Source organism: Alphaproteobacteria bacterium (assembly GCA_016124955.1).
GTDB lineage: Bacteria > Pseudomonadota > Alphaproteobacteria > UBA9219 > RFNS01 > RI-461.
Genome location: WGMR01000002.1, coordinates 1 through 25,383 on the forward strand (window position 1 = coordinate 1; position 25,383 = coordinate 25,383).

At 57.4% G+C, this 25,383-nt stretch carries 26 protein-coding genes, 1 tRNA gene and 2 rRNA genes; 20 read left to right on the plus strand and 9 right to left on the minus strand.

All coding sequences use genetic code 11. The annotated features are described in order from the left end of the window. The 17 genes from GC131_00115 to GC131_00195 form a co-directional block, all read left to right on the plus strand. A 23S ribosomal RNA gene (locus GC131_00115) occupies nucleotides 1–833 on the plus strand; the annotation flags it as partial. A gap of 65 nt (nucleotides 834–898) precedes the next feature. Beyond that, a 5S ribosomal RNA gene (rrf, locus tag GC131_00120) occupies nucleotides 899–1,013 on the plus strand. Between the two features lie 336 nt (nucleotides 1,014–1,349). Continuing rightward, a tRNA-Met gene (locus GC131_00125) sits at nucleotides 1,350–1,426 on the plus strand. Nucleotides 1,427–1,445: 19 nt separating this feature from the next. Next, a complete protein-coding gene (locus GC131_00130; protein ID MBI1272480.1) occupies nucleotides 1,446–2,018 on the plus strand; it encodes a DUF2892 domain-containing protein in 573 nt (190 codons plus the stop codon). Beyond that, the gene (locus GC131_00135) at nucleotides 2,015–2,890 is read left to right on the plus strand and encodes an MBL fold metallo-hydrolase (GenBank protein MBI1272481.1); all 876 of its coding nucleotides are present in this window, start codon (nucleotides 2,015–2,017) and stop codon (nucleotides 2,888–2,890) included. The genes GC131_00130 and GC131_00135 overlap by 4 nt, the downstream gene beginning before the upstream one ends. A gap of 225 nt (nucleotides 2,891–3,115) precedes the next feature. Continuing rightward, nucleotides 3,116–4,087: a hypothetical protein gene (locus tag GC131_00140; GenBank protein MBI1272482.1), complete on the plus strand. Its 972-nt coding sequence runs from the start codon at nucleotides 3,116–3,118 to the stop codon at nucleotides 4,085–4,087. Between the two features lie 109 nt (nucleotides 4,088–4,196). Next, complete coding sequence (locus GC131_00145) at nucleotides 4,197–6,275, plus strand: hypothetical protein (protein ID MBI1272483.1); 2,079 nt, start codon at nucleotides 4,197–4,199, stop codon at nucleotides 6,273–6,275. Between the two features lie 7 nt (nucleotides 6,276–6,282). Next, complete coding sequence (locus tag GC131_00150; GenBank protein ID MBI1272484.1) at nucleotides 6,283–7,101, plus strand: SDR family NAD(P)-dependent oxidoreductase; 819 nt, start codon at nucleotides 6,283–6,285, stop codon at nucleotides 7,099–7,101. Nucleotides 7,102–7,128: 27 nt separating this feature from the next. After that, nucleotides 7,129–8,004, plus strand: a complete 876-nt coding sequence (locus GC131_00155; GenBank protein ID MBI1272485.1) for a methyltransferase domain-containing protein — start codon at nucleotides 7,129–7,131, stop codon at nucleotides 8,002–8,004. Between the two features lie 758 nt (nucleotides 8,005–8,762). Beyond that, the gene (locus GC131_00160) at nucleotides 8,763–9,563 is read left to right on the plus strand and encodes a glycosyltransferase (GenBank protein MBI1272486.1); all 801 of its coding nucleotides are present in this window, start codon (nucleotides 8,763–8,765) and stop codon (nucleotides 9,561–9,563) included. Then, complete coding sequence (locus GC131_00165; GenBank protein ID MBI1272487.1) at nucleotides 9,535–10,569, plus strand: hypothetical protein; 1,035 nt, start codon at nucleotides 9,535–9,537, stop codon at nucleotides 10,567–10,569. Before GC131_00160 ends, GC131_00165 begins: the two co-directional genes overlap by 29 nt. Further along, complete coding sequence (locus GC131_00170; protein ID MBI1272488.1) at nucleotides 10,566–11,525, plus strand: SDR family NAD(P)-dependent oxidoreductase; 960 nt, start codon at nucleotides 10,566–10,568, stop codon at nucleotides 11,523–11,525. The genes GC131_00165 and GC131_00170 overlap by 4 nt, the downstream gene beginning before the upstream one ends. Continuing rightward, nucleotides 11,411–12,820 (plus strand): nucleotide sugar dehydrogenase, encoded by a 1,410-nt coding sequence (locus GC131_00175; GenBank protein MBI1272489.1) that lies wholly within the window; start codon nucleotides 11,411–11,413, stop codon nucleotides 12,818–12,820. The genes GC131_00170 and GC131_00175 overlap by 115 nt, the downstream gene beginning before the upstream one ends. Continuing rightward, complete coding sequence (locus GC131_00180; GenBank protein ID MBI1272490.1) at nucleotides 12,817–13,689, plus strand: SDR family NAD(P)-dependent oxidoreductase; 873 nt, start codon at nucleotides 12,817–12,819, stop codon at nucleotides 13,687–13,689. Before GC131_00175 ends, GC131_00180 begins: the two co-directional genes overlap by 4 nt. Before the next feature lie 3 nt (nucleotides 13,690–13,692). Further along, a complete protein-coding gene (locus tag GC131_00185) occupies nucleotides 13,693–14,670 on the plus strand; it encodes a gfo/Idh/MocA family oxidoreductase (GenBank protein ID MBI1272491.1) in 978 nt (325 codons plus the stop codon). Continuing rightward, entirely contained in the window at nucleotides 14,667–15,647 is a 981-nt protein-coding gene (locus GC131_00190; GenBank protein MBI1272492.1) for a galactokinase, read from the plus strand. The genes GC131_00185 and GC131_00190 overlap by 4 nt, the downstream gene beginning before the upstream one ends. Next, nucleotides 15,644–16,363, plus strand: a complete 720-nt coding sequence (locus GC131_00195; GenBank protein MBI1272493.1) for an NTP transferase domain-containing protein — start codon at nucleotides 15,644–15,646, stop codon at nucleotides 16,361–16,363. Before GC131_00190 ends, GC131_00195 begins: the two co-directional genes overlap by 4 nt. Here GC131_00195 and GC131_00200 read toward each other — a convergent pair. The 5 genes from GC131_00200 to GC131_00220 all read right to left on the minus strand — a co-directional run bounded on the left by GC131_00200 (nucleotide 16,334) and on the right by GC131_00220 (nucleotide 19,850). After that, entirely contained in the window at nucleotides 16,334–17,026 is a 693-nt protein-coding gene (locus GC131_00200; protein MBI1272494.1) for a methyltransferase domain-containing protein, read from the minus strand. The genes GC131_00195 and GC131_00200 overlap by 30 nt on opposite strands. A 15-nt stretch (nucleotides 17,027–17,041) precedes the next feature. Then, complete coding sequence (locus tag GC131_00205; GenBank protein ID MBI1272495.1) at nucleotides 17,042–17,770, minus strand: transaldolase; 729 nt, start codon at nucleotides 17,768–17,770, stop codon at nucleotides 17,042–17,044. Nucleotides 17,771–17,879: 109 nt separating this feature from the next. Continuing rightward, nucleotides 17,880–18,422: an HAD-IIIA family hydrolase gene (locus GC131_00210; protein MBI1272496.1), complete on the minus strand. Its 543-nt coding sequence runs from the start codon at nucleotides 18,420–18,422 to the stop codon at nucleotides 17,880–17,882. A 6-nt stretch (nucleotides 18,423–18,428) separates the two neighbouring features. After that, nucleotides 18,429–19,013 carry an SIS domain-containing protein gene (locus GC131_00215; protein MBI1272497.1) on the minus strand — a complete coding sequence of 195 codons (585 nt, stop codon included), beginning with the start codon at nucleotides 19,011–19,013 and terminating at the stop codon, nucleotides 18,429–18,431. A gap of 156 nt (nucleotides 19,014–19,169) precedes the next feature. Next, complete coding sequence (locus GC131_00220) at nucleotides 19,170–19,850, minus strand: TIGR00730 family Rossman fold protein (GenBank protein ID MBI1272498.1); 681 nt, start codon at nucleotides 19,848–19,850, stop codon at nucleotides 19,170–19,172. Nucleotides 19,851–19,932: 82 nt separating this feature from the next. Between GC131_00220 and GC131_00225 the strand changes: the two genes are divergently transcribed. Then, complete coding sequence (locus tag GC131_00225) at nucleotides 19,933–20,919, plus strand: KpsF/GutQ family sugar-phosphate isomerase (protein MBI1272499.1); 987 nt, start codon at nucleotides 19,933–19,935, stop codon at nucleotides 20,917–20,919. Nucleotides 20,920–20,932: 13 nt separating this feature from the next. Here GC131_00225 and kdsA read toward each other — a convergent pair whose 3' ends face one another. From kdsA to GC131_00240, 3 genes are read right to left on the minus strand one after another with little or no spacing between them, the layout of a single operon-like run. Continuing rightward, on the minus strand, nucleotides 20,933–21,778 hold the full coding sequence (kdsA, locus tag GC131_00230; GenBank protein ID MBI1272500.1) for a 3-deoxy-8-phosphooctulonate synthase: 846 nt from the start codon (nucleotides 21,776–21,778) through the stop codon (nucleotides 20,933–20,935). After that, nucleotides 21,775–22,551 carry a CDP-diacylglycerol--serine O-phosphatidyltransferase gene (gene pssA, locus GC131_00235; GenBank protein ID MBI1272501.1) on the minus strand — a complete coding sequence of 259 codons (777 nt, stop codon included), beginning with the start codon at nucleotides 22,549–22,551 and terminating at the stop codon, nucleotides 21,775–21,777. Before pssA ends, kdsA begins: the two co-directional genes overlap by 4 nt. Then, nucleotides 22,551–23,252 (minus strand): phosphatidylserine decarboxylase, encoded by a 702-nt coding sequence (locus GC131_00240; GenBank protein MBI1272502.1) that lies wholly within the window; start codon nucleotides 23,250–23,252, stop codon nucleotides 22,551–22,553. The genes pssA and GC131_00240 overlap by 1 nt, the downstream gene beginning before the upstream one ends. Nucleotides 23,253–23,379: 127 nt before the next feature. Between GC131_00240 and GC131_00245 the strand changes: the two genes are divergently transcribed. Next, nucleotides 23,380–23,775: a hypothetical protein gene (locus tag GC131_00245; protein MBI1272503.1), complete on the plus strand. Its 396-nt coding sequence runs from the start codon at nucleotides 23,380–23,382 to the stop codon at nucleotides 23,773–23,775. On the opposite strand, the gene GC131_00250 is transcribed toward GC131_00245, so the two are convergent. Then, nucleotides 23,720–24,667, minus strand: a complete 948-nt coding sequence (locus GC131_00250) for a hypothetical protein (GenBank protein MBI1272504.1) — start codon at nucleotides 24,665–24,667, stop codon at nucleotides 23,720–23,722. The two genes, GC131_00245 and GC131_00250, sit on opposite strands and share 56 nt — an antisense overlap. Nucleotides 24,668–24,772: 105 nt before the next feature. On the opposite strand from GC131_00250, the gene GC131_00255 reads away from it, so the two are divergent. Further along, the gene (locus tag GC131_00255) at nucleotides 24,773–25,345 is read left to right on the plus strand and encodes a TIGR00730 family Rossman fold protein (GenBank protein MBI1272505.1); all 573 of its coding nucleotides are present in this window, start codon (nucleotides 24,773–24,775) and stop codon (nucleotides 25,343–25,345) included. Nucleotides 25,346–25,383: the final 38 nt, after the last annotated feature.

Sequence of the window (25,383 nt, forward strand, 5' to 3'; positions counted from 1 at the left end):
CCCTATGAACCTTTACTATAACTTTGCAGTGGTATTAGAGATCGTTTGTGTAGCATAGGTGGGACGCTTTGAAGTCTGGGCGCTAGCTCGGATGGAGCGATTAGTGAAATACCACCCTAATAATCTTTGATATCTAACCACGCTCGCTGAACCGCGGGCTGGGACCCTGCATGGTGGGTAGTTTGACTGGGGCGGTCGCCTCCCAAAGAGTAACGGAGGCGCGCGATGGTGGGCTCAGGCTGGTCGGAAACCAGCCGTCGAGTGCAATGGCATAAGCCCGCCTGACTGCAAGACGTACATGTCAAGCAGAGACGAAAGTCGGCCATAGTGATCCGGTGGTTTCCATGTGGAAGGGCCATCGCTCAACGGATAAAAGGTACTCTAGGGATAACAGGCTGATGACCCCCAAGCGTCCATAGCGACGGGGTCGTTTGGCACCTCGATGTCGACTCATCACATCCTGGGGCTGGAGCAGGTCCCAAGGGTTTGGCTGTTCGCCAATTAAAGTGGTACGTGAGTTGGGTTCAGAACGTCGTGAGACAGTTTGGTCCCTATCTGCTGTGGGTGTTGGAGTATTGAGAGGATCTGTCCTTAGTACGAGAGGACCAGGATGGATATACCTCTGGTGTACCAGTTATGACGCCAGTCGTAGCGCTGGGTAGCTAAAGTATGGACGGGATAAACGCTGAAAGCATCTAAGCGTGAAACCCACCTCGAAACAATTACTCCCTGAAGAACCGTCGTAGACCACGACGTTGATAGGCTGGATGTGGAAGGGCCGTAAGGTCTGTAGCTAACCAGTACTAATCGTTCGTTCGGCTTGATCCTTATCAGAGGCCAGATACCATCTGGCACTTAAACTCCTGATCTATACTAGACAATGTTTCTGCCGCGACGACCTGGTGGCTTTGGCGGAGGGTGAACACCCGTTCCCATCCCGAACACGGACGTGAAAACCTCCAGCGCCGATGGTACTATGGCTTAAGTCCTGGGAGAGTAGGTCGCCGCCAGGTCTTCACGGCAGAAACAAATCACAACCGTATTACAGTCATAAAAAGCCCCGCCTTATGGCGGGGCTTTTTACTTCCAGAACTGCTAAACTTGCCAAATGGTTAGTTGGGTAGTATGAAGTGCCCTCTTATCTTTCGGGTCGCCAAATCGGCCCTCTGAATTGTCGCGGGATGGAGCAGCCCGCCACAGCAAAGGCCGCAAGGCCGGAGCGTCTATATTAGGCTACCGGGCTCCATACGGTAGCATCGTGTCGCGGGATGGAGCAGCCCGCCACAGCAAAGGCCGCAAGGCCGGAGCGTCTATATTAGGCTACCGGGCTCCATACGGTAGCATCGTGTCGCGGGATGGAGCAGCCCGGTAGCTCGTCAGGCTCATAACCTGAAGGTCGTTGGTTCAAATCCAACTCCCGCAACCAATCTTGCAAGGCAGCGCCTATGCCTGGTTACAAGACGATCCAAGCCAACGAAATTACAAGCCTGAAGCCATGCGATGGTGTCATTCTTGATGTCCGCACAAGCATGGAGCATGACGAAAAACAGCTTGGCTGCCGCCACGCCCACATACCACTCGATCAGCTCAATCCAACCGATTTCATGCTGCGGCATGGGCTAGACAAAGATGCACACGTTTACATTCTTTGCCGCACCGGCAAAAGAGCCGCTCAGGCGGCCGAGCAATTTGCCGCCAAGGGATATGGCAACACGCATGTTATCGAAGGCGGCATCGTCGCTTGCGAAGACTGCGGGCAAAGGGTGGCGGGCCATGCGGTCAGCGCTACAGCCGGGCCGCGACACAAAAGCCGCATTTCTCTGGAACGACAAGTGCGCATCGCAGCCGGGTTCCTTGCGTTTACAGGCGCCCTCCTCGCCCTGACGATTAACCCGCTCCTTGCGCTTGTTCCCCTGTTCGTTGGCGGAGGGCTGGTATTTGCCGGCGTTACGGATATTTGCGGCATGGCTCTTATTCTAACCAAAGCCCCGTGGAATAAAGTGGACGAAGATAAATGACCACACAGAAGCCCGACGTAAGAGGATTCTACGATACCACGACCGCGACCTGGACTTATGTGGTCTGGGCCGATGGAAACGCCGACAAACGCTGCGCCGTGATCGATAGCGTGCTGGACTACGATATCCATTCCGGCCGCAGCACGACCGTTTCCGCCGACCGCGTCATTGATTTCATCAAGGGCAAAGGACTTGAGGTTCAGTGGATCCTCGAAACCCACGTGCATGCCGACCATCTGACGGCCGCAGCCTATATCAAGGAAAAGCTCGGCGGCACAACCGGCATCAGCCGCCACATCCTTAAAGTTCTCGAGACATGGCAACCGATTTTCCATAACGAGGATGATACGCCGATCGATGGCAGCCAGTTCGGCCACCTGTTCGCCGATGACGAAGCCTTCTCCATCGGCCCGGTCGAAGCACAGATCATCCATACGCCCGGCCATACGCCGGCGGATACAACATATATTATCGGCGATGCTGCGTTTGTAGGTGATGCCATGTTCCTGCCGGATATCGGAACGGGCCGCTGTGATTTTCCCGGCGGCAGCGCGGAAGATTCGTTCCGGTCCACACGCAAACTGCTTGCCTTGCCCGGCGCCGTTCGCATGTATGTGGGGCATGATTATCCGCCCGAAGGCAAGCGCGATGCCGCATGCATGGCAACAGTGGCGGAGCAAAAGAAAGCGAACATGCGCGTGCATGAAGGTATAAGCCGGGAAGATTTCGTCGCCAGACGCAAACGCGATGATGATGGCAAGCCGGTGCCTAAACTCCTTCTCCCCTCGCTGCAGGTCAATTTGCGCGCCGGCAGTTTTGGCAAGGCTTTGCACGGAGTTCAGTACATCAAAATCCCCCTTAACAAGATCTGATTTTCACCAAAGATTTATTTGATAATCATTCTTATTGGCTATTGACATACCTTATAACTAGTTATAAATACTTGCCTCCTATTGAGAATAATTCTTATTAGAGGAAATACCATGACGAAGCTGCTCTATCTCGCCCTGCCCGCCGGCATTGTGCTTGCCGCCAATCCCGCCCTTGCTGAAGAGCCGGTTTCATACCCGCAATTCTCGGGCGAAGCAGTCTTTGAACTGCAAAGCGAAAGCGGCGTCAGCTCCGACGACCCGGATAACGAACGTCACAATATTTTCATGCGATCGGAAGTCGCTCCGCGCTTGCAATTCAACGAGAACTTTTTCATCGATGGCGTAGCGGTGCTGGAACCGACCCGCACCAGCAGCCCGGGTGATGACACATTTTTCGAAAACGAGGGCGTCTTCATCGAGGAAATCAAACTAAACTATGAAAACGGCCCGTTCGCGGCGTTCGGCGGCAAGTTCAACCCGGGCTTTGGCATAGCATGGGATTACGGCCGCGGTATCTGGAGCGAAGAATTTGCGGAAGATTATGAAATCACCGAGAAAATCGGCTTCGGTCTTGCCTACACCCTGGAAACCGAAAGTTTCGGCAGCTACACCCTGACCGGCAGCACGTTCTTTGCCGACACCAGCTTCCTTGCCGAATCCGGCATCACCGGGCGTGACCAGCTGCATTTGTCGGACGGCGGCGCAAGCAATACGGAAGATCTTTCTTCCTTCGTTCTCTCGTTGGACAGCGAAAGCCTGGCTGGTATCGAAAACCTTTCATACCATTTCGCTTTCCGCCATCTGGCCGAAGGCAGTGCGAGTTCGGGCGGCGCGGATGAACAGGGTTTTGCCACCAACCTGCGCTATGTCATACCGTTCAGCGATGCGCTGCAAAGCGATGTGTTGCTCGAATATGCCGGCCTGTGCAATGTCGATGGCGGCACAGAAGATTCACGCTATTACACGGCAAGCGTGGTCAACAAGATCTATGAAAACTGGAACCTAACAGTCGGCTTCACCAACCGGATCATGACGATGGCGGGCTCACCGGACATCGACGATCATCTGCTGCAACTGACCGCAGGCTATGATTTTGGCAACGGCCTGACGCTGGAAGCCGGGTGGCGCAACAGCAACGAAGCCGGCACCGCCAACAACATCCTTGGCGGGCTGGCCCGTTATACCTTCGAATTCTAGGCGTTTTGGGGCATATGTTTGACGGAAATGGCCGCCTACCCTATACAGGCGGCTCTTTTCCTGCGGCGGTCGGGGCAGCACCGGTCGCCCCAAACATGCCGGCCCGCTCATGCCCATTTCCATCCCCGACAAAAGCTTTTGGTCGCAGCGTGAAATAACTTTTGTCACCCTGTTCGGAATGCTCGCATCGGCAATTTTTTCCCTCGTTCTCGGGGAAGATTTTGGCCCGGATTTTTTAAATTATCACAGCTATAGCGGCTACTTGGCCTTCAATCCTGATCGCCTCGTCACCGATATTTTCCCCTCGAACATTCAAGGCTATCTCAACCCCTACGCCTACGCACCGCAATATATTTTGAACAAACATTTACCTTCCATGGCCGCAGGCTTCATCATTGGTGCAGTACATGGCCTTTGCCTACTGGCGGCCTATATTCCTTCCCGGCTGCTGTTGGCACACTGGCCGGCAAATTTATCGCGGCGAGCAGCTTTCGCCTGTGCTCTGTTCGGCACGATTAGCCCATTCTTTTTGTCCGGCGTTGGCTCTTCATTCTCCGATAACCTAACGCCAATCCTCGTGCTACTGCCAGTTGCGATCATTATGGCATTGCGTTTCCGTGACACAGCCACACCACCCGCAAACGCCGTCGCTTATTACGGCTTGCTGTTGCTAGCTGGTGCGCTTCTGGGCGCGAGCATCGGTCTAAAGCTAACCAACCTGCTGTTTTTTATAGGGACGGGCGTAGCTTGGTTCTGGCGCCCCGGCTTTAGCTGGCGGTTTTTCCTTGGCGGCTTTGCGGTTTTTCTTGGCATTGTGCTTGGGTTTTTGGTTGTCGATGGCTGGTGGGCATGGCGATTGTGGATCGAATTCCATAACCCGACATTCCCGTTCCATAATGAACTTTTTAAGTCGGAAATGATCGGCCCCATTTTCACGAACATGCCGGCATGGGCGGCAGCCGACAATTTGTGGGAGGTCATAGCCTACCCATTCCGCTGGATGCGCGGCATTCCGCCGGAAACCGAATGGCATTTCCGCGATTATCGCTATGCGTATCTTTATATCCTTGCCGCTGCGTTGGTTGCTCAACAGCTCTATCTTCTGCTTTCCTCGAAAGTCAGAGCCCTGCCCCGGCTCCCCACCCCGCAAACTCCAACGCCTGGCTACATCCGGGATCGTTTGTGGTTCGTTTCCGTCTGGGTGCTGGTATCCTACGCACTATGGATCGGCGTGTTTGGCGCCATGCGTTACATCATCCCTCTCACGCTTCTCACGGGTATTCTGGGACTATGTTATGCGCTTGTTCTTGTGCCGAAGCGCCGGGCCGTTTTTGTTGCCACAGGCATGATGGCTATTGTGGCACTGGTCACGCTCCAGCGCCCACCTTTTGCCCGCGAAAAATGGGAAAAAAGCTGGAACCCCGTTACGGTACCCGAAGCGCTGAAGCAACCCAACACACTTTATATGATCGAAGGCCTGTCATTCGTGGAACCGTTCTTTGCCGATGACGCGCGCTTCATCGGCTTTCCCTATGTGGCGGGGCCGAGCGGGCTGCATGACCGGGCACAAAAAGTCATCAAGGACCACACAGGACCGATCAGAACGCTCAGCATGGTTCCCTGGAGCGAGGCAACCAAGGGCACGTTGGCGATTTTTGGCCTGCGCCGAAACCCGGCAGATTGTATACTCTTTCCTGTTGTTTACTACACATTCCAAAGCTGCAAGGCGGAACGCATTACTGAAAACAACGAACCAGGACCGTTGCAACTTCCGGTGATGCTTGATTTCAGAACGGTAGATAACCCCGCGCTTGATTTCACCAATGGCTTCAACCCTCCGGAAACCTATGGTTCATGGACAAATGGACAAGATGCGAAGATGACCTTGTTTGGTACGTTGCCACAAAAATTCGTACTGAAGATTACCGCCTACGCTTTCGGACCTAATGTTGAGCAACTGGTAGAGATTACAATCGGCGGCACGGAACGCAAGACCTCCTTCTCCGATCAAATGCAAACCATGCTCCTGCCCTTCGATTTTCCGCACGAAGGTGCGGCTGGTCAAACCATAAAAATCCATATTCCACAGCCCACGAGCCCGCACGATCTTGATCCAAGCTCGGGCGATTTACGCAAGCTCGGCCTGCATATACAATCAATCGAAATCGAACCTGCGGCAGGGGAATAACGCGGCCATGACGGCACCGGCTTATCTAAAGGGTAAATTCTCCATCATCACCGGAGCTTCTAGTGGCATCGGCTATGCTATCGCCGAACGTATGGCACCGCATGTCGCCACCCTTGTTATGCTCAGCCATGATAGCGACAGACTTTTGCCGGCAGCTAAAAAAATCAGGGAACTTGCACCGCAAACAACGATAGAACCAATCACCGCTGACATCACCGATAATGACGGGCTAACCCAGATCGCCAAGATTCTGACCGGAAAATACGGCGCGCCCGATATCATCGTGAACAATGCCGGTTATGCGCATTACAATATGTTTCATGAAATGACATTGGCCGAGGTCGTGCGCCACGCCAATGTCAACCTTATCGGCGCAATGCGCGTCGCGCATGTGTTCCTGCCTTCCATGCGAGCGGCAAAGTGCGGACAGATCGTGAATGTCGCCTCGGTCGCCGGAGAGTTCCTGATCACTCCCAACCTGGTTTATAGCGCGGCAAAGCACGGTATGGTTGCATGGAGCGAAGGGCTCGCACTTGAGCTGGAGCCCGATAATATTGCCGTGCAGGTTATCTCTCCCGGCCGGGTAGAAACCGATTTCTTCCGCCACCATACTTTCACAGAACGCTTGGCTGGTGCCGAAACCCGCATGACCGTGCCGTTGGGCCGGGTAGCCGATGCCTGCGTCACAGCCATTATAAAACGCAAAAAATATCTCGTGATTCCAGCATATTGGGCGGTCTTTGCATGGGCCTTGCGTGCTTGCCCTTGGCTTTTTAAGCCCCTATATTACGGCATCTTGCGTAGCCGGTTGCGCCGCTTGCGCTAAATTTTACTTTTAGTTCAACGTGTTAATATGAATCACGCAAGCCCAAAGCACGCCCCTGTCGCTTGCCCCGTTACGGGCCAAAGCGCCGATTTCTATTGCCGCAAGGAGCAGGCTGACTATTTCGTAAACCGCCAGGACGGGATCATCTTCCTCGGCACCATGCCCGACATCAAGGCGATGTCTGAATACGCCAACAGCAATTACGAGGCCGGCGCCTACCGCGATTATGTGCAGGCAAAACCCCTCAAGCTTCTGACCGCGAACATACGTCTTGACCAAATTGCATGGCTCAACCCGGGCAAGACCTTGCTCGATGTCGGTTGTTCCGCCGGCTTCTTCCTTGAAGCCGCACAAAAACGCCAATATGAAGTTCAGGGTGTCGAATTCGCTGCCGCCGCCATCGCGCAAGCCGATCCCTCGGTACGCGCAAAGATTATTCATGGTGACGTGCATAAAGAAATCAGCCGCTGGGAAAACAACTTCGATGTCGTAAGCGCATTTGACATCATCGAACACACGCACGACCCGGCTAAGTTCGTCGCCGATATCAAGAATATGTTGAAACCTGACGGTCTTCTGGTAATGAGCACACCTGATACAGGCCATTTCCTGCGCCACCTGATGGGTGCGCGCTGGTCGATGCTGCAACCGTTGCAGCATACCGTGTTGTTTTCGCGCAAGGCTATGCGCGACATGCTGGAAAAGTCGGGCTTTAAAAATATTGAGATCAGTGCGACCTACAAATATCTAACCTTCGAATATTTAGCAGTGCAGTTGAAAGAAACCAACCGCCTTATGGCAAACATCATGGGTAATATTCTGAAGATTATGCCAAAAAAACTGGCGCAGCACCCCTTCCGCATCAATATCGGCGAGTTCATCGTCTTCGCAAGGAAGGCCTGATGCCACAGGCGGCCAAGGAACCCACGCCCGGCTGTCTGGCGGATTTTCCGGCCGCTTGCCCTGTATGCCAGAACGCGCAACGCGCCTATGCCTTCACGGTCGGCAAGCGCGCTTTCACCCGATGCCAAAATTGCCGCGCCATCATGCCGGCGAACCTGCCTGTCGATCCGTTCCGTGAAAACGATGAAGCCGGTTATGTTGATCGCAACCTTCACAGTCTGTTTGATGCACTGCTCAATACCGTGCGGGAACGCAAGACAGATGGCCCCTATCTTATCATCGCCAGCGAAGATGACCCGATCGCCGGGCAAATCCGGCAAACCATGCAACCAGGCACCGCACGCAAAACCATGCGGGAATTTCTCTCCACACAAGATCATGGACAACACTTCGGCACCATTATGCTACTCACGCCAATTTCTTTTGCACCGAATACAAGAAAATGCCTGCAGCATCTTGTAAACGCGCTGAAGCCAAACGGACATCTAATTTTCATGCAGCCCATGATGGACAGCTGGCGCGCAAAGCTTTTGCGGCAAGAATGGCCGGAATGGCAAGCCCCGCACAGCTTCTACCCGACGCGGGATTCACTTCACATCACACTGCTCAATAGCGGGCTCGACCGGGTCTGGTTCTGCCGCGCACATCATTATTGCAGTCTCGAATATCTGCATCATCGTCTGAAACAGCTTCGCGTAGGCGCCATTCTACGTACGCTCGCTACCGTCACATCATGGTTGCCACGCTTTGCGCGCCAAATGCGGCTCAAGCTGCCAGCAGGGCACGTTATCTGTTCCTGCCAGCCTGCGGTACCGCGGTTACAGCCCATACTTTCTGTCATCGTGCCAGTCTATAATGAAAAAAATACCTTCAAGGAAGCAATGGATGCTCTGCTGGCCAAGCAAGTACCGGGGCTGCGCAAGCAAATCGTGATCATTGAAAGCAATTCGACGGACGGAACGCGCGACCTTGTGCGCGCCTATGAAAGCCATGCGGACGTTAAGGTGATCTACCAACCTATACCGCGTGGCAAGGGCGCCGCGGTGCGCGAAGGGCTTGAAGCGGCCACGGGCGACTACATCCTGATACAGGATGCCGATCTTGAATATGATCTTGATGATTACGATGCGCTGCTCGAGCCGCTACGTAACAATCAGGCGATGTTCGTGCTCGGCTCACGCCATCGTGGCAACTGGAAGATGCGTGAATTCAACGATGCGCCGGTTGCGGCCGCCGTATTCAACTTCGGCCATCTGTTCTTCACGTGGTTCATCAATCTGCTGCCCAGCCAGAGCATGAGCGACCCCTTCACCATGTTCAAAGTTCTGCGCCGCGATGCCTTCTTCGGTATCGAATTTATCTGTCGGCGCTTCGATTTTGATCATGAAATGGTTATCAAACTGGTGCGCAAAGGCTATCAGCCGCTGGAACTTCCGGTCAATTACAAGGCTCGCTCGTTCGCCGAAGGCAAGAAGGTCAGCTTCGTCAAGGACGGCCTTACGTGGGTCACGACTGATCTGAAGCTGCGCTATGGCCGGCTTGGTGCGTGGCGTGACTAAGGCAACGCTCGAAACGCCCAGCGGACCCACCTCATCCGTCGCCACAACCTTTTTCAAACGCTGCCTGTCCCTGCTCATCAGCGCCGGTCTGCTTGGGCTTCTGGCCGCCGGTGTCTTCAGCGCCATCGATTGGAGCCATGTGCAAGCCAAACTGATGACGGCCGAACCAGCCTGGCTCGCGGCCACTTTTGCTCTTTTACTGCTTGGCTACCCGCTTAACACCTATCGCTTTGCCGTCATTGTGGAATGGCTGACCGGCAAGCCCCCGGCCTTCATGCAAGCCATGCGCATCACATGGCTCGGCAGCTTCCTGACCCTCAGTGCGCCTTTCGCGGCGCTCGGTGACATGGCGCGCGCGGGCCTTGTCAAATGGCTGATGAAACTGCCGCTTGGCCAGGCCGTGCAAAGCATTCTGTTTGATCGCGGCCTTAGCATGCTGTGCCTGATCGTGCTCGCGCTTTTTGGCGCGGTGGGAGAATTCAATCGCGCGCTTCCGGAAAACTTTATGCTGGTGCAGGTTGCCGTTCTGATCGGCTGTCTTGCCGTTATGGCGCTTGTACTTGGCGGCTACCGCCATGTGCCGTGGCCGCAAAACCGCATCGGCCTCTTTATCCATGGCACGTTGCAAAGCCTGTCTGCCATCGTGCTTGAACCGCGGCGCTTTCTTGTGCAAATGGCGATCAGCTTCGTGAACGTTATCGGCTATGTCCTTGCCATGACCTGCCTCGCGCGCGCGTTCGATTTCTCGTTCGATATACTCAACCTTATTCTGTTCGCACCGCTGATCCTGCTCGCGATCAACCTGCCGATTTTCTATTACGGCTGGGGCGGGCGCGAAACCGTGATGCTTATGCTGCTTGCGGTGCTGGCCCCCACGGCAACCAGCGAGGCGGTCCTTGCCGCTTCCTTTGCCTACGGGATATTATTGATCTTCTGCGCCCTGCCGGGCGGGCTTTTCCTGTTCGGCGTCAGCCCCAAGATCCGGAAAGACATAGGAACATCATGAGTACCATGTTTATCACCGGCGCCGCCGGCTTTATCGGCAGCAACCTTGCCGATCGCCTTTTGCGCGATGGGCATAGGGTTGTCGGCTACGATAACCTTTCGACCGGCATGCCAGAATTCATCGCCCAAGCGCGCAAGCACCCGCATTTCACGCTTGTGGAAGGCGACGTACTCGATTTGCCGAAACTGACGCAGGCCATGGCGGGGGCGGAAGCCGTGTTCCATCTCGCGGCCAATGCTGATGTGCGCTTCGGCACGGAACACCCAAAAAAAGACCTCGAACAAAACACCATAGCGACCTTCAACGTGCTCGAAGCCATGCGCGCGAACGATATCAAGCGTATCGGCTTTTCCTCCACCGGATCGGTCTATGGCGAAGCGGCCGTTATCCCCACGCCCGAAGATGCCCCCTTCCCGGTCCAAACCTCGCTTTACGGCGCATCGAAGGTCGCGGGCGAAAGCATGATCGCAGCCTATTGCGAAGGCTTCGGCTTCCGGGCTTGCATCTTCCGCTTCGTATCCATCCTCGGCCCGCGCTATAGTCACGGCCATGTGTTCGATTTTTACAAGCAGCTGCGCGAACACCCCGGCCACCTCGATGTGCTCGGCAACGGCAAGCAGCGCAAATCATACCTGCATGTCGATGATTGCATCTCCGCGATACTTACCGCCATGGAAAAGGCGCCGGGTAAAGTGAACATCTACAATCTCGGCACCGACGAATATTGCCAGGTGACGGATTCAATCGGCTGGATAGCGGATGAACTGAAGATCGCCCCCAAGCTGAACTTTACCGGCGGGGACCGCGGCTGGATCGGCGACAACCCTTTTATTTTCCTCGATTGCAGCCGCATCAAAAGTCTCGGCTGGAAAGCGAGCCACACAATTCAATCCGGCGTCCGCAACACTCTGCGCTGGATGGCCGCCAACCCGTGGGTATTGGAGAAGCGCCCGTGAAGCTTTGCGTTTACGGTCTTTGGCATCTCGGTAGCGTTACCGCCGCCTGCTGCGCCGGCGCGGGCGTGGAAACCGTCGGCCTCGACCCGGATACAGCCGTGATCGCCAATCTCGCGAAGGGCAAACCCCCGCTGCTTGAACCCGGCCTGCGGGAACTGGTGCAAAAAGGCCTGAAGGCCGGGAAGCTTTCCTTCACGGCCGATACTGCGGCGGCTGTCAGCAAAGCCGATATCATCTGGGTCGCGTTCGATACGCCGGTCGATAGCAACGACAAGGCCGATGTCGATTACGTCGCGAACGCGGTCCGCGCCATCTTCCCCCATCTGCAGAACGGGGCGGCCGTGCTTGTGTCGTCGCAGATGCCTGTGGGAAGTGTGCGCAAGCTGGCGGCTGAATTTGCAGCACAAGCAAAAGGCAGGGTTGTCGATTTTGCCTGTAGCCCGGAAAATCTACGGCTCGGCAAGGCGATCAACGTTTTTACGCAACCCGAACGTATCGTTGTGGGCACCGACAGCGCAAGCGCGCGGCAAAAACTTGAACCGTTGCTCGGAAAGTTTTGCAAAAACCTTATCTGGGTTTCGGTCCCGGCGGCGGAAATGACGAAACATGCCGTCAATGCCTTTTTGGCCACCAGCGTCACCTTCGCCAACGAAATCGCCAATCTGTGCGAACTTGTGGGCGCCGACGCGCGGGAAGTTGAACGTGGCTTGCGCTCCGAACCGCGCATCGGCGAAAAGGCCTATATCCGGCCCGGCGCTGCCTTCGCGGGCGGCACGCTTGCGCGCGATGTGCAATTCCTCCAAGCCGTCGCGGCGGGCCGCGATCTTTCCACGCCGCTTCTACAAAGCATCATCAACAGCAACCACGCTCACAAACAATGGCCGCTGCGGCAGCTTGCCCGCATCTTCGGGCCTGACTGGAACAACCTGAAAATTGCCCTGCTGGGCCTTACCTATAAACCCGGCACCGATACGCTGCGCCGTTCGCAGGCGGTCGAAATCGGCGTTGCCATCGCACAAAAGGGCGCGAAAGTCATTGCCTTCGATCCCGGCCTGCGCGCGGCCCCGGCCGATCTGCCGCACGCAATCACACTCGGCGGCGACATTGAAGCAACCCTGAAAGGCAGCGATGCCGTTATCCTTGCGACCGAATGGCCAGAATTCAGGGCGGTTTCGCCCGACATGCTGGCGCAAGGCATGGCAAAGCCACGCCTGATTGACGCGAACGGCATGCTGGCCGAAACTTGCAAGGCCGATCCCCGTATCGCCTATTATATGGTTGGAACCGCAGCATGAGCGATAAACCCCTTTCAGGCCGCAACGCCATCATCACGGGCGCCAGCCAGGGCCTTGGCGCCGAAATCGCGCGGCATTATGTGCGCACGGGCGCCTCCGTCATGCTGTGCGCGCGCACCGCGCAAGACCTTGCGGCGATGCATGAACGGCTCGCACCGTTCTGCAGCGGCACGCAGCGCGTTCTTACCATGGCCGCCGACGTGGCCGATACCAAGGCGGTTGACCGGCTCGTGGCCGATACGCTGGCACAACTCGGCAGCATCGATATCCTTGTAAACAACGCGGGCGTTTATGGCCCCATGGGCCGGCTGGAAGAGCTGGATTGGCAAGCATGGGCCGATGCGGTTTCCATCAACCTGATCGGCACGGTCTATCCCTGCCGCGCGGTGCTGCCGCATATGCGTTCAAACAAACGCGGCAAGATCGTGAACCTTTCAGGCGGCGGCGCGACCAACCCCCTGCCCCGCATTACATCCTATGCCGCCACCAAGGCCGCCGTGGTCCGCTTCACCGAAAGCCTCGCGCTTGAAGTGAAGGCGGATGGGATCGATGTCAACGCCATCGCCCCCGGCGCGCTGGCAACCCGTTTGCTCGATGAAGTGCTGGCGGCGGGGCCTGCAGCGGTGGGCGAGGCGTTCCATAAGAAAATGATCGAAACCAAAGCAAAAGGCGGCACGCCGCTGAATGTAGGGGCGGAACTCGCGGTCTTTCTCGGTTCCGCCGCAAGCGATGGCGTCACCGGCAAGCTGATCAGCGCGGTCTGGGACCCGTGGCGCAAATTCGATGACCATAAAAAGGATCTCGAGGAAACCGATATCTACACGCTGCGCCGCATTGTCCCCGCCGACCGCGGCAAGGATTGGGGCTAACCCATGAAGGTCGGCATTATCGGCTGCGGCCTGATCGGCAAGAAGCGCGCGCAAGCGTTGCAGACGCTTGGCGCGGAAATCGCTTGCGTACACGATATTTCCGGCGACGCCGCGCAGGCGCTGGCGGCAAGAACGGGCGCGAAGGTTGCCAAAAACGCGCAGGAAGCATTCGGCAAGGGCGTTGATGCCGTCATCGTCGCGACCCGTCACGGCGATCTCGCGCCGCTTTCGCTCGAAGCCGTCAGGGCGGGCAAACATGTTCTGGTGGAAAAGCCCGCCGGCAAAAGCGGGCATGAAATCGCCGCGCTCGCGGCTGCGGCGCGCGAACACAAGCGCGTCGTGAAGGTGGGCTACAACCACCGCTTCCATCCCGGGCTTCAGGCTGCACAAAACATCCTGCGCGCGGGCACCGTCGGGCCAATTATGTTCATTCGCGGGCGCTATGGTCATGGCGCGCGGCTTGGGTACGAAAAGGAATGGCGCTGCCAAAAGGCCGTTTCGGGCGGCGGGGAGCTGATCGATCAAGGCTCCCACCTTATCGATCTCGCGCAATGGCTGATGGGCCCGCTCCGGCTCGATTACGCGGCAACGCCCGCCATGTTCTGGCAAGCGGATGTGGAAGACAATTGCTTTATCGCGCTGAAGGGCGAGGCGCAGCAAATGGCGTGGCTACACGCATCATGGACGGAATGGAAGAACCTGTTCTGTTTCGAAATCATGGGCCGTGACGGCAAGCTGACGATCGACGGCCTCGGCGGCAGCTATGGCACGGAGCGCCTCACATTGCACCGCATGCTGCCGCAATTCGGCCCGCCCGAAACCAGCGTATGGGAATATCCGGGCCCCGACCGTTCGTGGGAACTGGAATTGCAGGATTTTTTTGCCGCCATAGCGCAGGGCAGCCGCGCTTGTGGCGATATCGAAGACGCGCTATGTAATGCAACACTGATTGATGAAATCTACCGAAAGACAGGCCGATGATCATTGCCCGCGCACCCCTTCGCATCACATTCGGCGGCGGCGGCACCGACCTCCCCTCCTACTACAACGATCACGAAGGTTTTCTGATCTCGGCCGCGATCGATAAATACGTCTATATCACCATCCACGAAACCTTCGTGCCCGATTTTATCCTGAAATATTCGGAGATCGAGCGTGTGGACAAGGCCGATAACGTCCGCCACCCGCTCGTGCGCGAAGCCCTGAAGCTTCTGGATATAGAAATCGGCGGGCTTGAGATCGCCAGCATGGCCGATATTCATGCCGGGACGGGGCTCGGTTCAAGTGGCAGCTTCACGGTCGCGCTGCTGCGCGCGCTGCACGCCCACAAGCATCAGACCGTGACGCCGGAAAAGCTGGCCGAAGAAGCCTGCCATATCGAGATCGATCTTCTGAAGGAGCCGGTGGGCAAGCAGGATCAATATATCGCGGCCTTCGGCGGCATCAGCTGCATGAAATTCAACAAGGGCGGCAAGGTCGATGTCAGCCCGCTGAACATCGATAGGGACACGCGCCACAATCTTGAAGACAACCTCATCCTTTTCTTCACCGGCTACAGCCGCAGCGCTGGCGCGGTCCTGAAGGACCAGGACCAGAAAACCAGGCAATCCGATCGCGCGATGATCGAGAATTTGCACCAGGTCAAGCAGCTTGGTTTGCGCAGCAAGGCCGCGCTCGAGCTGGGCGATCTGCGCGCCTTCGCCGCGCTGATGCACGAACAATGGGAGCAGAAAAAGCAGCGCTCGGGCGGCATGTCCAACCCCGATATCGACAAATGGTACAATATGGCGCGCGAAAACGGCGCCCTTGGCGGCAAGCTGATCGGCGCAGGCGGCGGCGGCTTCCTGCTGTTCTATACCGAAGACAAGGTGCGCCTTCGCTACGCCATGATGGAAGCGGGCCTGCGCGAGGTGCGCTGGCGCTTCGATTTCGAAGGCTGCAAAATCGTTCATTCATGACAGCCTCCCTCCCCCCCGTCGCGATCCTTGCGGGCGGGCTCGCGACCCGCATGAGGCCGCTGACGGAAACCGTGCCCAAGGCCATGCTGGAGGTGGGGGGAGAGCCCTTTATCGCTCACCAGCTTCGCCTTTTGGCCGCACAGGGCATCCCCAAGGCGGTTATCTGCGCCGGGTTCCTGGCCGAACAAATTCAGGGCTTTGTTGGAAATGGCGAGAAATTCGGCCTGCAGGTGGAATTCGTGCTCGATGGGCCGGTGCTGCTCGGCACCGGTGGCGCCATTCGTAACGCCCTACCCCATCTGGGTAACCGCTTCTATATAACTTATGGCGATGCCTACCTCGATGACGATTACCGCGCCTTCGATACTGCGTGGCGGGAAAGCGGGCGTGAAGCGCTGATGGTGGTTTACCGCAACTTCGGCAAGGGCGATACCAGCAACGCACGCTTTGATGGCAAGTTGGTGCAATACGATAAAAAGATCGCCGACCCCGATATCGATTATATCGATTGGGGCGTCAGCATGTTGCAGGCAAGCGCGTTCAACGGTCGCAAGGAAGGTGAAAAGTTTGATATATCCGAAGTGCTGGCGGGTCTTTCGCGGCGCGGCGAACTGGCCGGGTTTGAAACCAAGAACAGATTTTATGAAATCGGCTCCCCGCAAGGGCTGGCCGACACCGAAGCAGTCCTAGCGGCTATGCGCAATCAAATTCGATGAAAGCCAGCCAAGCCCAAGGCCAACGGCCCGCATCTTGAACGGGTGATCTTCGGGCATCAGTGCTGCAAACTGCCATGGAAACATAAGGTGCAGGTTTTGCATGCTCGCCCAATAATCCCATTTCGTGCCCTTCAAAAGCCGCCACATCACCGGCATCGGCAGGTAATGCACAAAAGGCAGTGCCGTATGATGTTCGACCGGGAAAAGCCGGTTGGGAATGACAACAAAAACGCGTTTCGAAACGCGGCAAAGCTCACGCAAAAAATCACGCTGTTGTTCGCGCGTTCCTACATGCTCAAGCACCGCATTGCTGTAGCCAACATCGAAGGCCTTGTCGGCAAACGGCAACCGCGCATGCGGCTCGATCCGCACATAGCGTGTGCCCTGGAATGCCGCTTCGAAACCCGGGCATTCCTCGATACCGGCGCAGGTCATCTGCGCGGGGTGCGGATATAACCGCTCGAACATGTTGGATAAGGCGGAGGAATTTTCAAGCGAAACGCCGAGATCCAGAACCTTATCAGCGGCCACCGGCTGCATAACTTTCATGAAATAATCGAAAACGCTTGTGCGGGCGCGATGCGCCACGCGCGGAACCAGCGGAAGATTGTGGGAATAGGCATAATACTGCTGGTCAGCGGTCATGACGGGTGCGGCAACCATACGGAGCAAAGCACGTCAGGCAACGCCAAGCTTGAAGCCCGCCGCGGTCGCATCGTCATAGAACATCTTGACGGTCTCGAGCGAGTATTGATCGAGATCCTTGCCGATCAAAGCCAGCTTTTTCAGAATGTCGTTGGTGACCGTAATCACCTGGCATCCAATATCATCGGCCTGGAAGATGTTCAAAAGCTCGCGCGGGCTGGCCCAAATCAGCTCGGCCTTCGGCGCGGCCTTCAGCATCTCCACCGCCGCCGCCATCAGCGGAACGGGGTCAATACCGGTATCGGCGATACGCCCGGCAAAAACAGAAATATAGCATTCCGCCCCGCCGCGCACGCCGTTCACCGTGCTTTTCACCTGTTCAAGCGTGGTCAGCGCCGTAATGTTCAGCTTCACGCCTTCTTGCGAAAGCTTGCGCACAAGCGCGGTCGCGGTTTCGCCCTTGGTATTGGTGATCGGAATTTTCACATAAACGTTTTCACCCCAACCTGCGATCAGGCGGGCCTGATGTTCCATATCGCCAAAATCGTCCGAGAAAACCTCAAACGAGATCGGACGGTCGGGGATCGCTTCCAGAATTTCCTTGGCGAAAGCGGCATAATTCGAAATGCCGGCCTTGCGCATCAGCGTCGGGTTGGTGGTAAAGCCCTTGATGTAGGGCTTGGCGTACATGTCCAGCATGCCCGCCTTGTCGGCTCCGTCTGCGAAAATCTTGGTCTGCAGGCGTGCGAGGCGCGGGTGCATGCCGCCATCGCTTGCGGGTTTGCCTTGCTGCTTGCCGGTGGCGTCGTGGGCGACAACGAGATGGGGCTTGGCCATGGTTCGTTCCTTAAGCTGTTGATTATCGTGCTCATTACACAGGAAGGTGAATAATCGCTTCCGCCGCTTCAGCGAGCGAAGAATAACGGAAATCGGGTTCGGATCGCAAGCCCTCTTTGTACCCGGGGCCCACGAGGATCGTCCTGCAACCCGCTGCAATTCCTGCATCTATATCGCGCCAGCGGTCGCCCACCATAAAACTGGCGGCAAGGTTAACGTTAAAACGGGCGGCGGCGTTACGAATCATGCCCGGCCTGGGCTTACGGCAAGCACAGCCGTCGGCGTCGTCATGAATACAGGCCTCAATGGCATCGAGCGATAAAAGACGGCGCATTTCGGCATGGATGCTTTCAAGCACCTCGTTCTTCAAAATGCCGCGCGCGACATCCGGCTGGTTGGTTGTAACGATAAGCTTGAAGCCCGCAGCGCGCAGTTTCTCAAGCGCTTCGGGCACGCCATCAATGATTTTAAGGTCGGCAAGGCTGCGCGGCGGTACCGGCGTTTCGCCTTCAAGCCGCGCCACGTTCAGCACGCCATCGCGGTCGAGGAAAACGGCGCGGGCCGTGCTCCCGCTCATGCGGCACTAGCTGGCAGCGGCAACAGATTCCCACTTCGTCTGCTGCGCCTTGAGCTTGGGGTGCGAAACCAGCAAATGCCACACCACACACTGGAACGCTTCCGTATGCGGCGTAATGGTATCGCCATTCACGGTCGGCACCACGACGCAGGCATCGGCCACCTGCGCTGTAAAGCCGCCGTCGCGGCCGATAACACCGACGATGCTGGCATCCACCGCCTTCGCGAGCTGGAGCGCCGTCACGAGGTTCGGGCTGACATTCTTTTCAAGGCTGCCGCCGCCGACCGAGAAGATAAAAAGCGCATCCTTCGCGTTCAGCCTGCTGGTTTTCAGCCATTCCACGAAAACGGTTTGCCAGCCTTCATCGTTGGTGCGGGCGGTCAGCTCGGAAACATTGTCGCTCGGGGCATAGCATTCCATGTGGCACAGCTTGCGAAAATCGCACACGGCGTGTGAACTGTTGCCCGCACCGCCACCGACGCCGAGAAAGAAAACCCGCCCGCCGCGCGAACGGACGGAAGCCAGAATATCGGCCATCTTTTCGATCGCGGCGGTATCGATGCTCTCGCAAATCTTGGTCGCGTCCGCCATATGCTGGCTGGCATAGCTGCTTGTGCCGGCATCGAGTTTCGCGGCGGTGGCTGTCGGCATTGGCTGACTCCCTGAAATGATTAGGTATATGGCATAGGGATAGCACATCCGCGCTACGCGTGGGAAGTGTGCGGTGCGGGTTTTCCTTATGGTTTTTCAGCTATTTATGCCACCAAGCAGCGCCAGCACATCGTCCGGGTTATCGGTGATGGTTAAAAGATCGAGGTCTTTTTCCTCGTTCAAAAGATGGGCCCGCTTGTGGTCCGCAATGAACAGCCAATTACGCAGCCCGTTCCAGTAATCGCTGCCCACGCACACAACCGGCACACGGTCCGTGATATTGGTCTGGATCAACGTGATATATTCGAACAGCTCGCTCAGCGTGCCATAGCCGCCGGGGTAGAACACCAAGGCCCTGCTCTTGATCGCAAGCAAAAAGCGCCGCACGAAAATGAACGAGAGATCGAGCTTGTGGCTGTAAATCCTGTCCTCCACCTTCTCCTGCTCGAGGAGGCTGGCCCACAGACCGAGCGAAATGCCGCCTGCATCGAATGCACCTTTGTTGGCGGCATGCATGATCCCGGTGCCGCCGCCCGTCAAAACGGCACAACCGCGAGCCGCCACCTTGGCGGCAAGCGCGTGGCAACTTTTGTAATCCGCGCTTTCCGGCAGCGCGGAATGGGATCCGAAGAAACTGATGATGGGTTGCGTAACGCCGCCCAGCAGCGCAAGCCCGCTTTCGATCTCGGTCGCCACCTGCCCGGCGGTCCAGTCGCGGTTGCCGAAATACTGCTGGTTACGGAGAAACGCCTTTATTTTGTCGGGGGCTTCCTGCATGTTCCTGCACTGGTTATTGGCATGGCCTCATGCCATAATATCCGCAATATACAAGGTCCGTTGCATCCGGAAAAGGCAAGCCATGAAGGCCCAGAAAACAGCGCCGCAAGCGGCCAAAGACACGCTCGCAACCGCCCGCACCGTACTGGGAGCGGAAGCCGATGCGCTGCGCGCGCTGGCTGAAACGCTTGGCGATAATTTCCGCAACGCAGTCGATATCCTGCTCGGCGTGAAGGGCCGCGTGGTCGTCTCCGGCATGGGAAAAAGCGGCCATATCGCGCGCAAGATCGCGGCCACGCTCGCGTCAACAGGCACGCCCGCGCTGTTCGTGCATCCGGGCGAAGCCAGCCATGGCGATCTGGGCATGATCGTGAAGGAAGATGCCGTGCTCGCGCTTTCCAATTCCGGCGAAACGGCGGAACTAAGCGATCTGATTGCCTACACCCGCCGCTTCGGCATTCCGCTGATCGGCATCACACGCGGCGGCGCCAGCACGCTGGCCGAGCAAGCCGATTGCGCACTGATCCTCCCGCCGGTGCCCGAAGTGTGCCCCATGGGCCTTGCGCCCACCACATCCACAACCATGTCGCTGGCCTTGGGCGATGCGCTGGCGGTCGCGGTGATGGAATGCAAGGGTTTCAAGGCGGACGATTACCGCAACTTCCACCCCGGCGGCAAGCTGGGCGACAGCCTGAAGCGCGTGGAAGATATCATGCACAAAGGCGCGGCGCTGCCGCTTGCGAAGCCGCAAGATACGATGGCCGAGGTTATGGTCACGATCACGGAAAAGCGTTTCGGCTGCGTCGGTGTCGTCGGCAACGATGGCAAGCTGGCCGGTATCATCACCGACGGCGATTTGCGACGCCATATGAGCCCCGATCTGCTCGCGCGCAAGGCGGAAACGATCATGACGCGGGATCCCATGACCATCGGCCCGCGCATGCTGGCCGTGGAAGCGCTGAATGTTTTGAACGAACACAAGCGCACCAACGTCTTCGTGGTGGATGACGGCGGCAAGCCGCTCGGCATCATCCACATCCACGATCTTCTCAGGATCGGCGTGGCTTAACAACCAACCCGATTTATTGTTTGGCTTTTGCAACCCTATCAAACGCCATCAGCGTTTCGAGCAAAGCGGGCAACTGTTTCAACGGCACCATGTTGGGGCCGTCGGACGGCGCCTTGTCCGGGTTTTCGTGAGTTTCGATGAACACCGCGGCGACGCCAACGGCCACGGCCGCGCGCGCCAGCACGGGCACGAATTCGCGCTGCCCGCCGCTTGTGGTTCCCTGCCCGCCCGGCTGCTGCACCGAATGGGTAGCGTCGAACACGATGGGATAGCCCGTTTCTGCCATGATCGGCAGCGAACGCATGTCCGATACAAGCGTGTTGTAGCCAAAGCTCGCGCCACGCTCGGTCAGCAAAATGTTTTCGTTGCCGGTGGATGCCAGCTTGGCGGCTACGTTCTTCATGTCCCACGGCGCCAGAAACTGTCCCTTCTTCACGTTCACGACCTTGCCCGTATTCGCTGCCGCGATCAGCAAATCGGTCTGCCGGCAAAGAAAGGCGGGAATTTGCAGAACGTCCACCGCCTCGGCGGCTTCGGCGCATTGCGGAATTTCGTGCACGTCGGTCAAAACCGGCAAGCCTCTTTTTTCCCGCACCTCGGCCAGAATGGGCAGCGCGGCTTCAAGCCCGATGCCGCGCGCGCTGTTGCTTGATGTGCGGTTGGCCTTGTCGAACGAAGTTTTATAAATCAGGTTGATACCGAGTTTGGCGGCAAGCTCGGCCAGCGCCGCGCTCATTTCCAATGCATGCGCGCGCGATTCAAGCGCGCAAGGGCCTGCGATGACGGTCAGCGGCAAATCGTTGCCGATCGTGATCGCCCCGCCCGGTTTCGGCACCTTCACATGAATGGGCTTGGTCATAGCTTTTCCTGCTGCGCGTCTTCGGTCTGGCGGTATTGCCACCAGCTTACCGGCAAACTTACGGCATAGGCAATGCCGAGCAGCCCGAGCGTCACCCACGTGTTGCTGACAAGCGCGGCCGCCACCAGCGCGGCGGCGAACATAATGGGCACGATCCAGCTGCGCGGCACCCGTCTGCCCTTCAGCGCATAGGTCGGCAAGCGGCTTACCATCAGCCCGCCGATCAGTATGGTCCAGGCCGCAATAACGATGGGCGCATGCATCCATTCATCGCCCAGCACGAAGCTCCAGGCCAGCGGCAAAAGCGCAAGCGAAGCGCCCGCCGGCGTCGGCACGCCCACGAAATAGGCTTTCTTCCACACCTCGGTTTCCTTGTCTTCCAGCATGGTGTTGAAGCGCGCGAGCCGCATGGCGGCGCAAACGACGAAAATCAGCACGGCGATCCAGCCGAGCCCGCCGCTTGGCTCCAGCGCCCATAAATACATGATCAGCGCGGGCGCGATGCCAAAGCTTACAAGATCGGAAAGGCTGTCCAGCTCGGCGCCGAACTTGCTTGAAGTATTGAGCATGCGCGCGACCCGGCCATCGAGCACATCGAAAATAGCCGCGATAACCACGGCGATGATCGCCGCCTGCCAGCGTTCGTTCAACGCAAAGCGTATCGCGCTTAGCCCCGCGCAAAGCGAAAGCAAAGTCAGAATGTTCGGGATCAGCCGCGTTAACGGCAATTCCGGCAACGGCTTGCGCGGCGGTTTCTGAAATGAATCGGACATCAGCGTTCCTCTGCCATGCGGGCCGGTTCCGTGCCAGCGCAATCGGCCAATACGGTTTCGCCGCCCAACACATATTGCCCCACCGCAACCAGCGGCGCCATCCCTTGCGGCAGGTATAAATCGACCCGGCTGCCGAAACGGATAAGGCCGTAACGCTCCCCCGCCTTCACCGCCTGCCCCACCTTCACGTCACATACGATGCGGCGCGCGATGTAACCGGCGATCTGCACGACCGCGATATCGCGGCCCGCCCCGGCATGGTCGCCCGCAAGCGTGATACGCAGCGCGTTGCGTTCGTTATCTTCGCTGGCTTTATCATGCGCGGCATGCAGGAACTTGCCGAAATGATAATCCTCCGCCTCCACCGTGCCATCGGCGGGGATGCGGTTGATATGGACGTCGAAAACGCTCAGAAAAATGCTGATCCGCGCCCGCTCCCCCTCCATGCCAAGCGCAGCGGGTGGCCTGGCGGGTTCGATCTTCACCACGCGGCCATCGCCGGGGCTGACAAGCAGCCCCGCGCGCACAGGCGTATGCCGCGCCGGGTCGCGGAAGAAATATGCACACCACAGCGTGAACACGCTGCCGAACACGAAGAACGGCCAGCCCAGAAATGAAATCAAGCCGGTAGCCGCCGCGAATCCGGCGATAAAAACCCAGCCCGCGCGATGGATCGGAGGTATAGGAAAAAAGCTGTTCATCAAGAAAGCGCTCCAATGCTTTGATTTATAAGAATATTGGTTAAAATGTCCAGCGGCAAATAACCTTAATTTAAACAAGAAATCTTATAGTTACCTGTAGGCAACCTCATTCCGTATCCGTTTAGTCATGCAGCAGATCGATCTCAAAGCCATCGACCAGTTTATCGAAGCCTTCCCGCCGGGCATCCAGCTGCGCGACGGCATGTTCGAAATCGAAGGCGTTTATTTCCACTTCACGCGCGAAGCTGTGGGCGAAGACACGGCACTGTGTTTTACCGCCACGCTCGGCTACCTGCCCTTCACGATTGAATCGCTAAGCAAGCGCATGGAGCTGCAAGCCATTTTTCTGGCCGCCAATCTGCTGGAGCGCGCCCGTTTCTGGATCGATACGCAACAATTCCTGCAAGTTGAATACAAGGTCACCACGCAGCAACCGGCGGATAACGAAGAGATCCTTTATCAGTTCCTTACATTCTATCAACAGGCGCAGCCATTCTTGCGGCTGGTCGGTGAGCGCCTGTAGCCCCGAGCGTCCCGACATCCGGCAGCATCTGCCCCGGTAACAATTTTTCCGTCGCGCCCTCATAATATTTCAAGCCCTGCATCGCTTCCAGCACATGCGCCGCCGTCCCGTCCGTGAAATGCACGGCATAATTTCCGCGGTCACCCGTGATGCCGCCGGTGATACGTGGCGGCATCATCACCTTAACGCCTTTCGGCGGTGCGAGCCGCAACCCGAAATGATCACGCATCACCAGCTTGGCCCCGTCATCCAGAAGATCGATCCGCGCCTCCTTTCCCTTTTCCCACGCATCCAGCGCGGGCGCGATATGCCAATAACCTTCCCTGTCCACGGCGGCGGCACCGGCAAGCTGCCCTTCCACATAAAATTGCACCCAGCGTCCCAGCGGCGCGCGTCCGAAAACATCGCGCACTTTACCGCCCGCGACATGAATGAAATCGATGACCGGGCGTTCGGCCTGCTTCGCGTTGCCGCGCACGCCGCGCAGCCCGTGGCCACGGTCATGGATAAAACAGGTGGGCACCGCCTCCGTCTTCAGGCAAATCAAATGCTGCTCATACGGCACGGCCGCGGCTTCGCCCGCATCGCGCCATTGCAACGAAAGCAAAAACGGCCATTCCTTTGGCGCATCCACATGCAAGCTCCAATGGCTGCTGTAAATGACGTTGACGGAAGCCAGAACATCTTTGCCGCGTTGCAACGTAACCACGGTGCCGGGGGAAGATGTGCCGGAAAGCGCCATCCCTTCAGCCGTCAGCGCAATGCGTGTCAGGGCGTTGGCGGCGGCGGGGCCATCCTCGCCCTCATCTGGCCGGGCAAACAGGATCAGGGCGGCCAAAAGCGCAACCAAAGCGGCGGCGGCAAGCAGGAATTTCGGTTCAGGTGTTTTCATGCGGTATCCAAAGATCTGGCCGGACGATAGAATATTTTAACTTTTTTTGACATATCCTTTATGATCGTCCCGTTTCCATCCCATTAGGCCAGCGCTGTGTCCGTTCTGAATCTTTGCGTCTATTGCGGGTCCGCCAACCGCATCGCCGAAAAATACAAGCTCGGCGTGGCCGATGTCGGTAAGCTGCTCGCGGAACAGAATATTCGCGTTATCTATGGCGGCGCGCGCACCGGGCTTATGGGCATCCTTGCGGATTCGGTGCTCGAAGCCGGCGGAAAGGTCATGGGCATCATCCCGCAAGCGGTGGCCGAACATGAAATGCAGCACACCGGCCTGACCGAACTTGAAGTGGTCGATACGCTTCACACACGCAAGCAAGCGATGTTCGACCGCAGCGATGCATTCCTGATCCTGCCAGGCGGGCTCGGCACGCTCGATGAGCTGTTCGAAATCATGACGTGGAAGCAGCTCGGTATGCACAACAAGCATATCATCATCTACAACATGCACGGTTTCTGGAAACCGCTGCAGGCGATGGTCGATCATATCGTCGCCCACAACTTCGCGCCCGTCAGCCACCGCACGCTGTACTGCATGGTCAGCAGCATGGGCGAACTGTTAACGGAACTGGGGCGCGATCGCGACCCGTTCCTTGACCCGAACAAGAAGTGGTTGTAGCTCATTAAGTCCGTCCTGCGCCCGCCCAACACCACCCC

Bases quoted from the DNA above. Each gene is read 5' to 3' on its own strand.
- GC131_00130 (MBI1272480.1), top strand. From the start codon at position 1,446: ATGCCTGGTTACAAGACGATCCAAGCCAACGAAATTACAAGCCTGAAG.
- GC131_00135 (MBI1272481.1), top strand. From the start codon at position 2,015: ATGACCACACAGAAGCCCGACGTAAGAGGATTCTACGATACCACGACC.
- GC131_00145 (MBI1272483.1), top strand. From the start codon at position 4,197: ATGCCCATTTCCATCCCCGACAAAAGCTTTTGGTCGCAGCGTGAAATA.
- GC131_00150 (MBI1272484.1), top strand. From the start codon at position 6,283: ATGACGGCACCGGCTTATCTAAAGGGTAAATTCTCCATCATCACCGGA.
- GC131_00155 (MBI1272485.1), top strand. From the start codon at position 7,129: ATGAATCACGCAAGCCCAAAGCACGCCCCTGTCGCTTGCCCCGTTACG.
- GC131_00160 (MBI1272486.1), top strand. From the start codon at position 8,763: ATGCGGCTCAAGCTGCCAGCAGGGCACGTTATCTGTTCCTGCCAGCCT.
- GC131_00165 (MBI1272487.1), top strand. From the start codon at position 9,535: ATGGCCGGCTTGGTGCGTGGCGTGACTAAGGCAACGCTCGAAACGCCC.
- GC131_00170 (MBI1272488.1), top strand. From the start codon at position 10,566: ATGAGTACCATGTTTATCACCGGCGCCGCCGGCTTTATCGGCAGCAAC.
- GC131_00180 (MBI1272490.1), top strand. From the start codon at position 12,817: ATGAGCGATAAACCCCTTTCAGGCCGCAACGCCATCATCACGGGCGCC.
- GC131_00185 (MBI1272491.1), top strand. From the start codon at position 13,693: ATGAAGGTCGGCATTATCGGCTGCGGCCTGATCGGCAAGAAGCGCGCG.
- GC131_00190 (MBI1272492.1), top strand. From the start codon at position 14,667: ATGATCATTGCCCGCGCACCCCTTCGCATCACATTCGGCGGCGGCGGC.
- GC131_00195 (MBI1272493.1), top strand. From the start codon at position 15,644: ATGACAGCCTCCCTCCCCCCCGTCGCGATCCTTGCGGGCGGGCTCGCG.
- GC131_00200 (MBI1272494.1), bottom strand. From the start codon at position 17,026: ATGGTTGCCGCACCCGTCATGACCGCTGACCAGCAGTATTATGCCTAT.
- GC131_00205 (MBI1272495.1), bottom strand. From the start codon at position 17,770: ATGCACCCGCGCCTCGCACGCCTGCAGACCAAGATTTTCGCAGACGGA.
- GC131_00210 (MBI1272496.1), bottom strand. From the start codon at position 18,422: ATGAGCGGGAGCACGGCCCGCGCCGTTTTCCTCGACCGCGATGGCGTG.
- GC131_00215 (MBI1272497.1), bottom strand. From the start codon at position 19,013: ATGGCGGACGCGACCAAGATTTGCGAGAGCATCGATACCGCCGCGATC.
- GC131_00220 (MBI1272498.1), bottom strand. From the start codon at position 19,850: ATGCAGGAAGCCCCCGACAAAATAAAGGCGTTTCTCCGTAACCAGCAG.
- GC131_00225 (MBI1272499.1), top strand. From the start codon at position 19,933: ATGAAGGCCCAGAAAACAGCGCCGCAAGCGGCCAAAGACACGCTCGCA.
- kdsA (MBI1272500.1), bottom strand. From the start codon at position 21,778: ATGACCAAGCCCATTCATGTGAAGGTGCCGAAACCGGGCGGGGCGATC.
- pssA (MBI1272501.1), bottom strand. From the start codon at position 22,551: ATGTCCGATTCATTTCAGAAACCGCCGCGCAAGCCGTTGCCGGAATTG.
- GC131_00240 (MBI1272502.1), bottom strand. From the start codon at position 23,252: ATGAACAGCTTTTTTCCTATACCTCCGATCCATCGCGCGGGCTGGGTT.
- GC131_00245 (MBI1272503.1), top strand. From the start codon at position 23,380: ATGCAGCAGATCGATCTCAAAGCCATCGACCAGTTTATCGAAGCCTTC.
- GC131_00250 (MBI1272504.1), bottom strand. From the start codon at position 24,667: ATGAAAACACCTGAACCGAAATTCCTGCTTGCCGCCGCCGCTTTGGTT.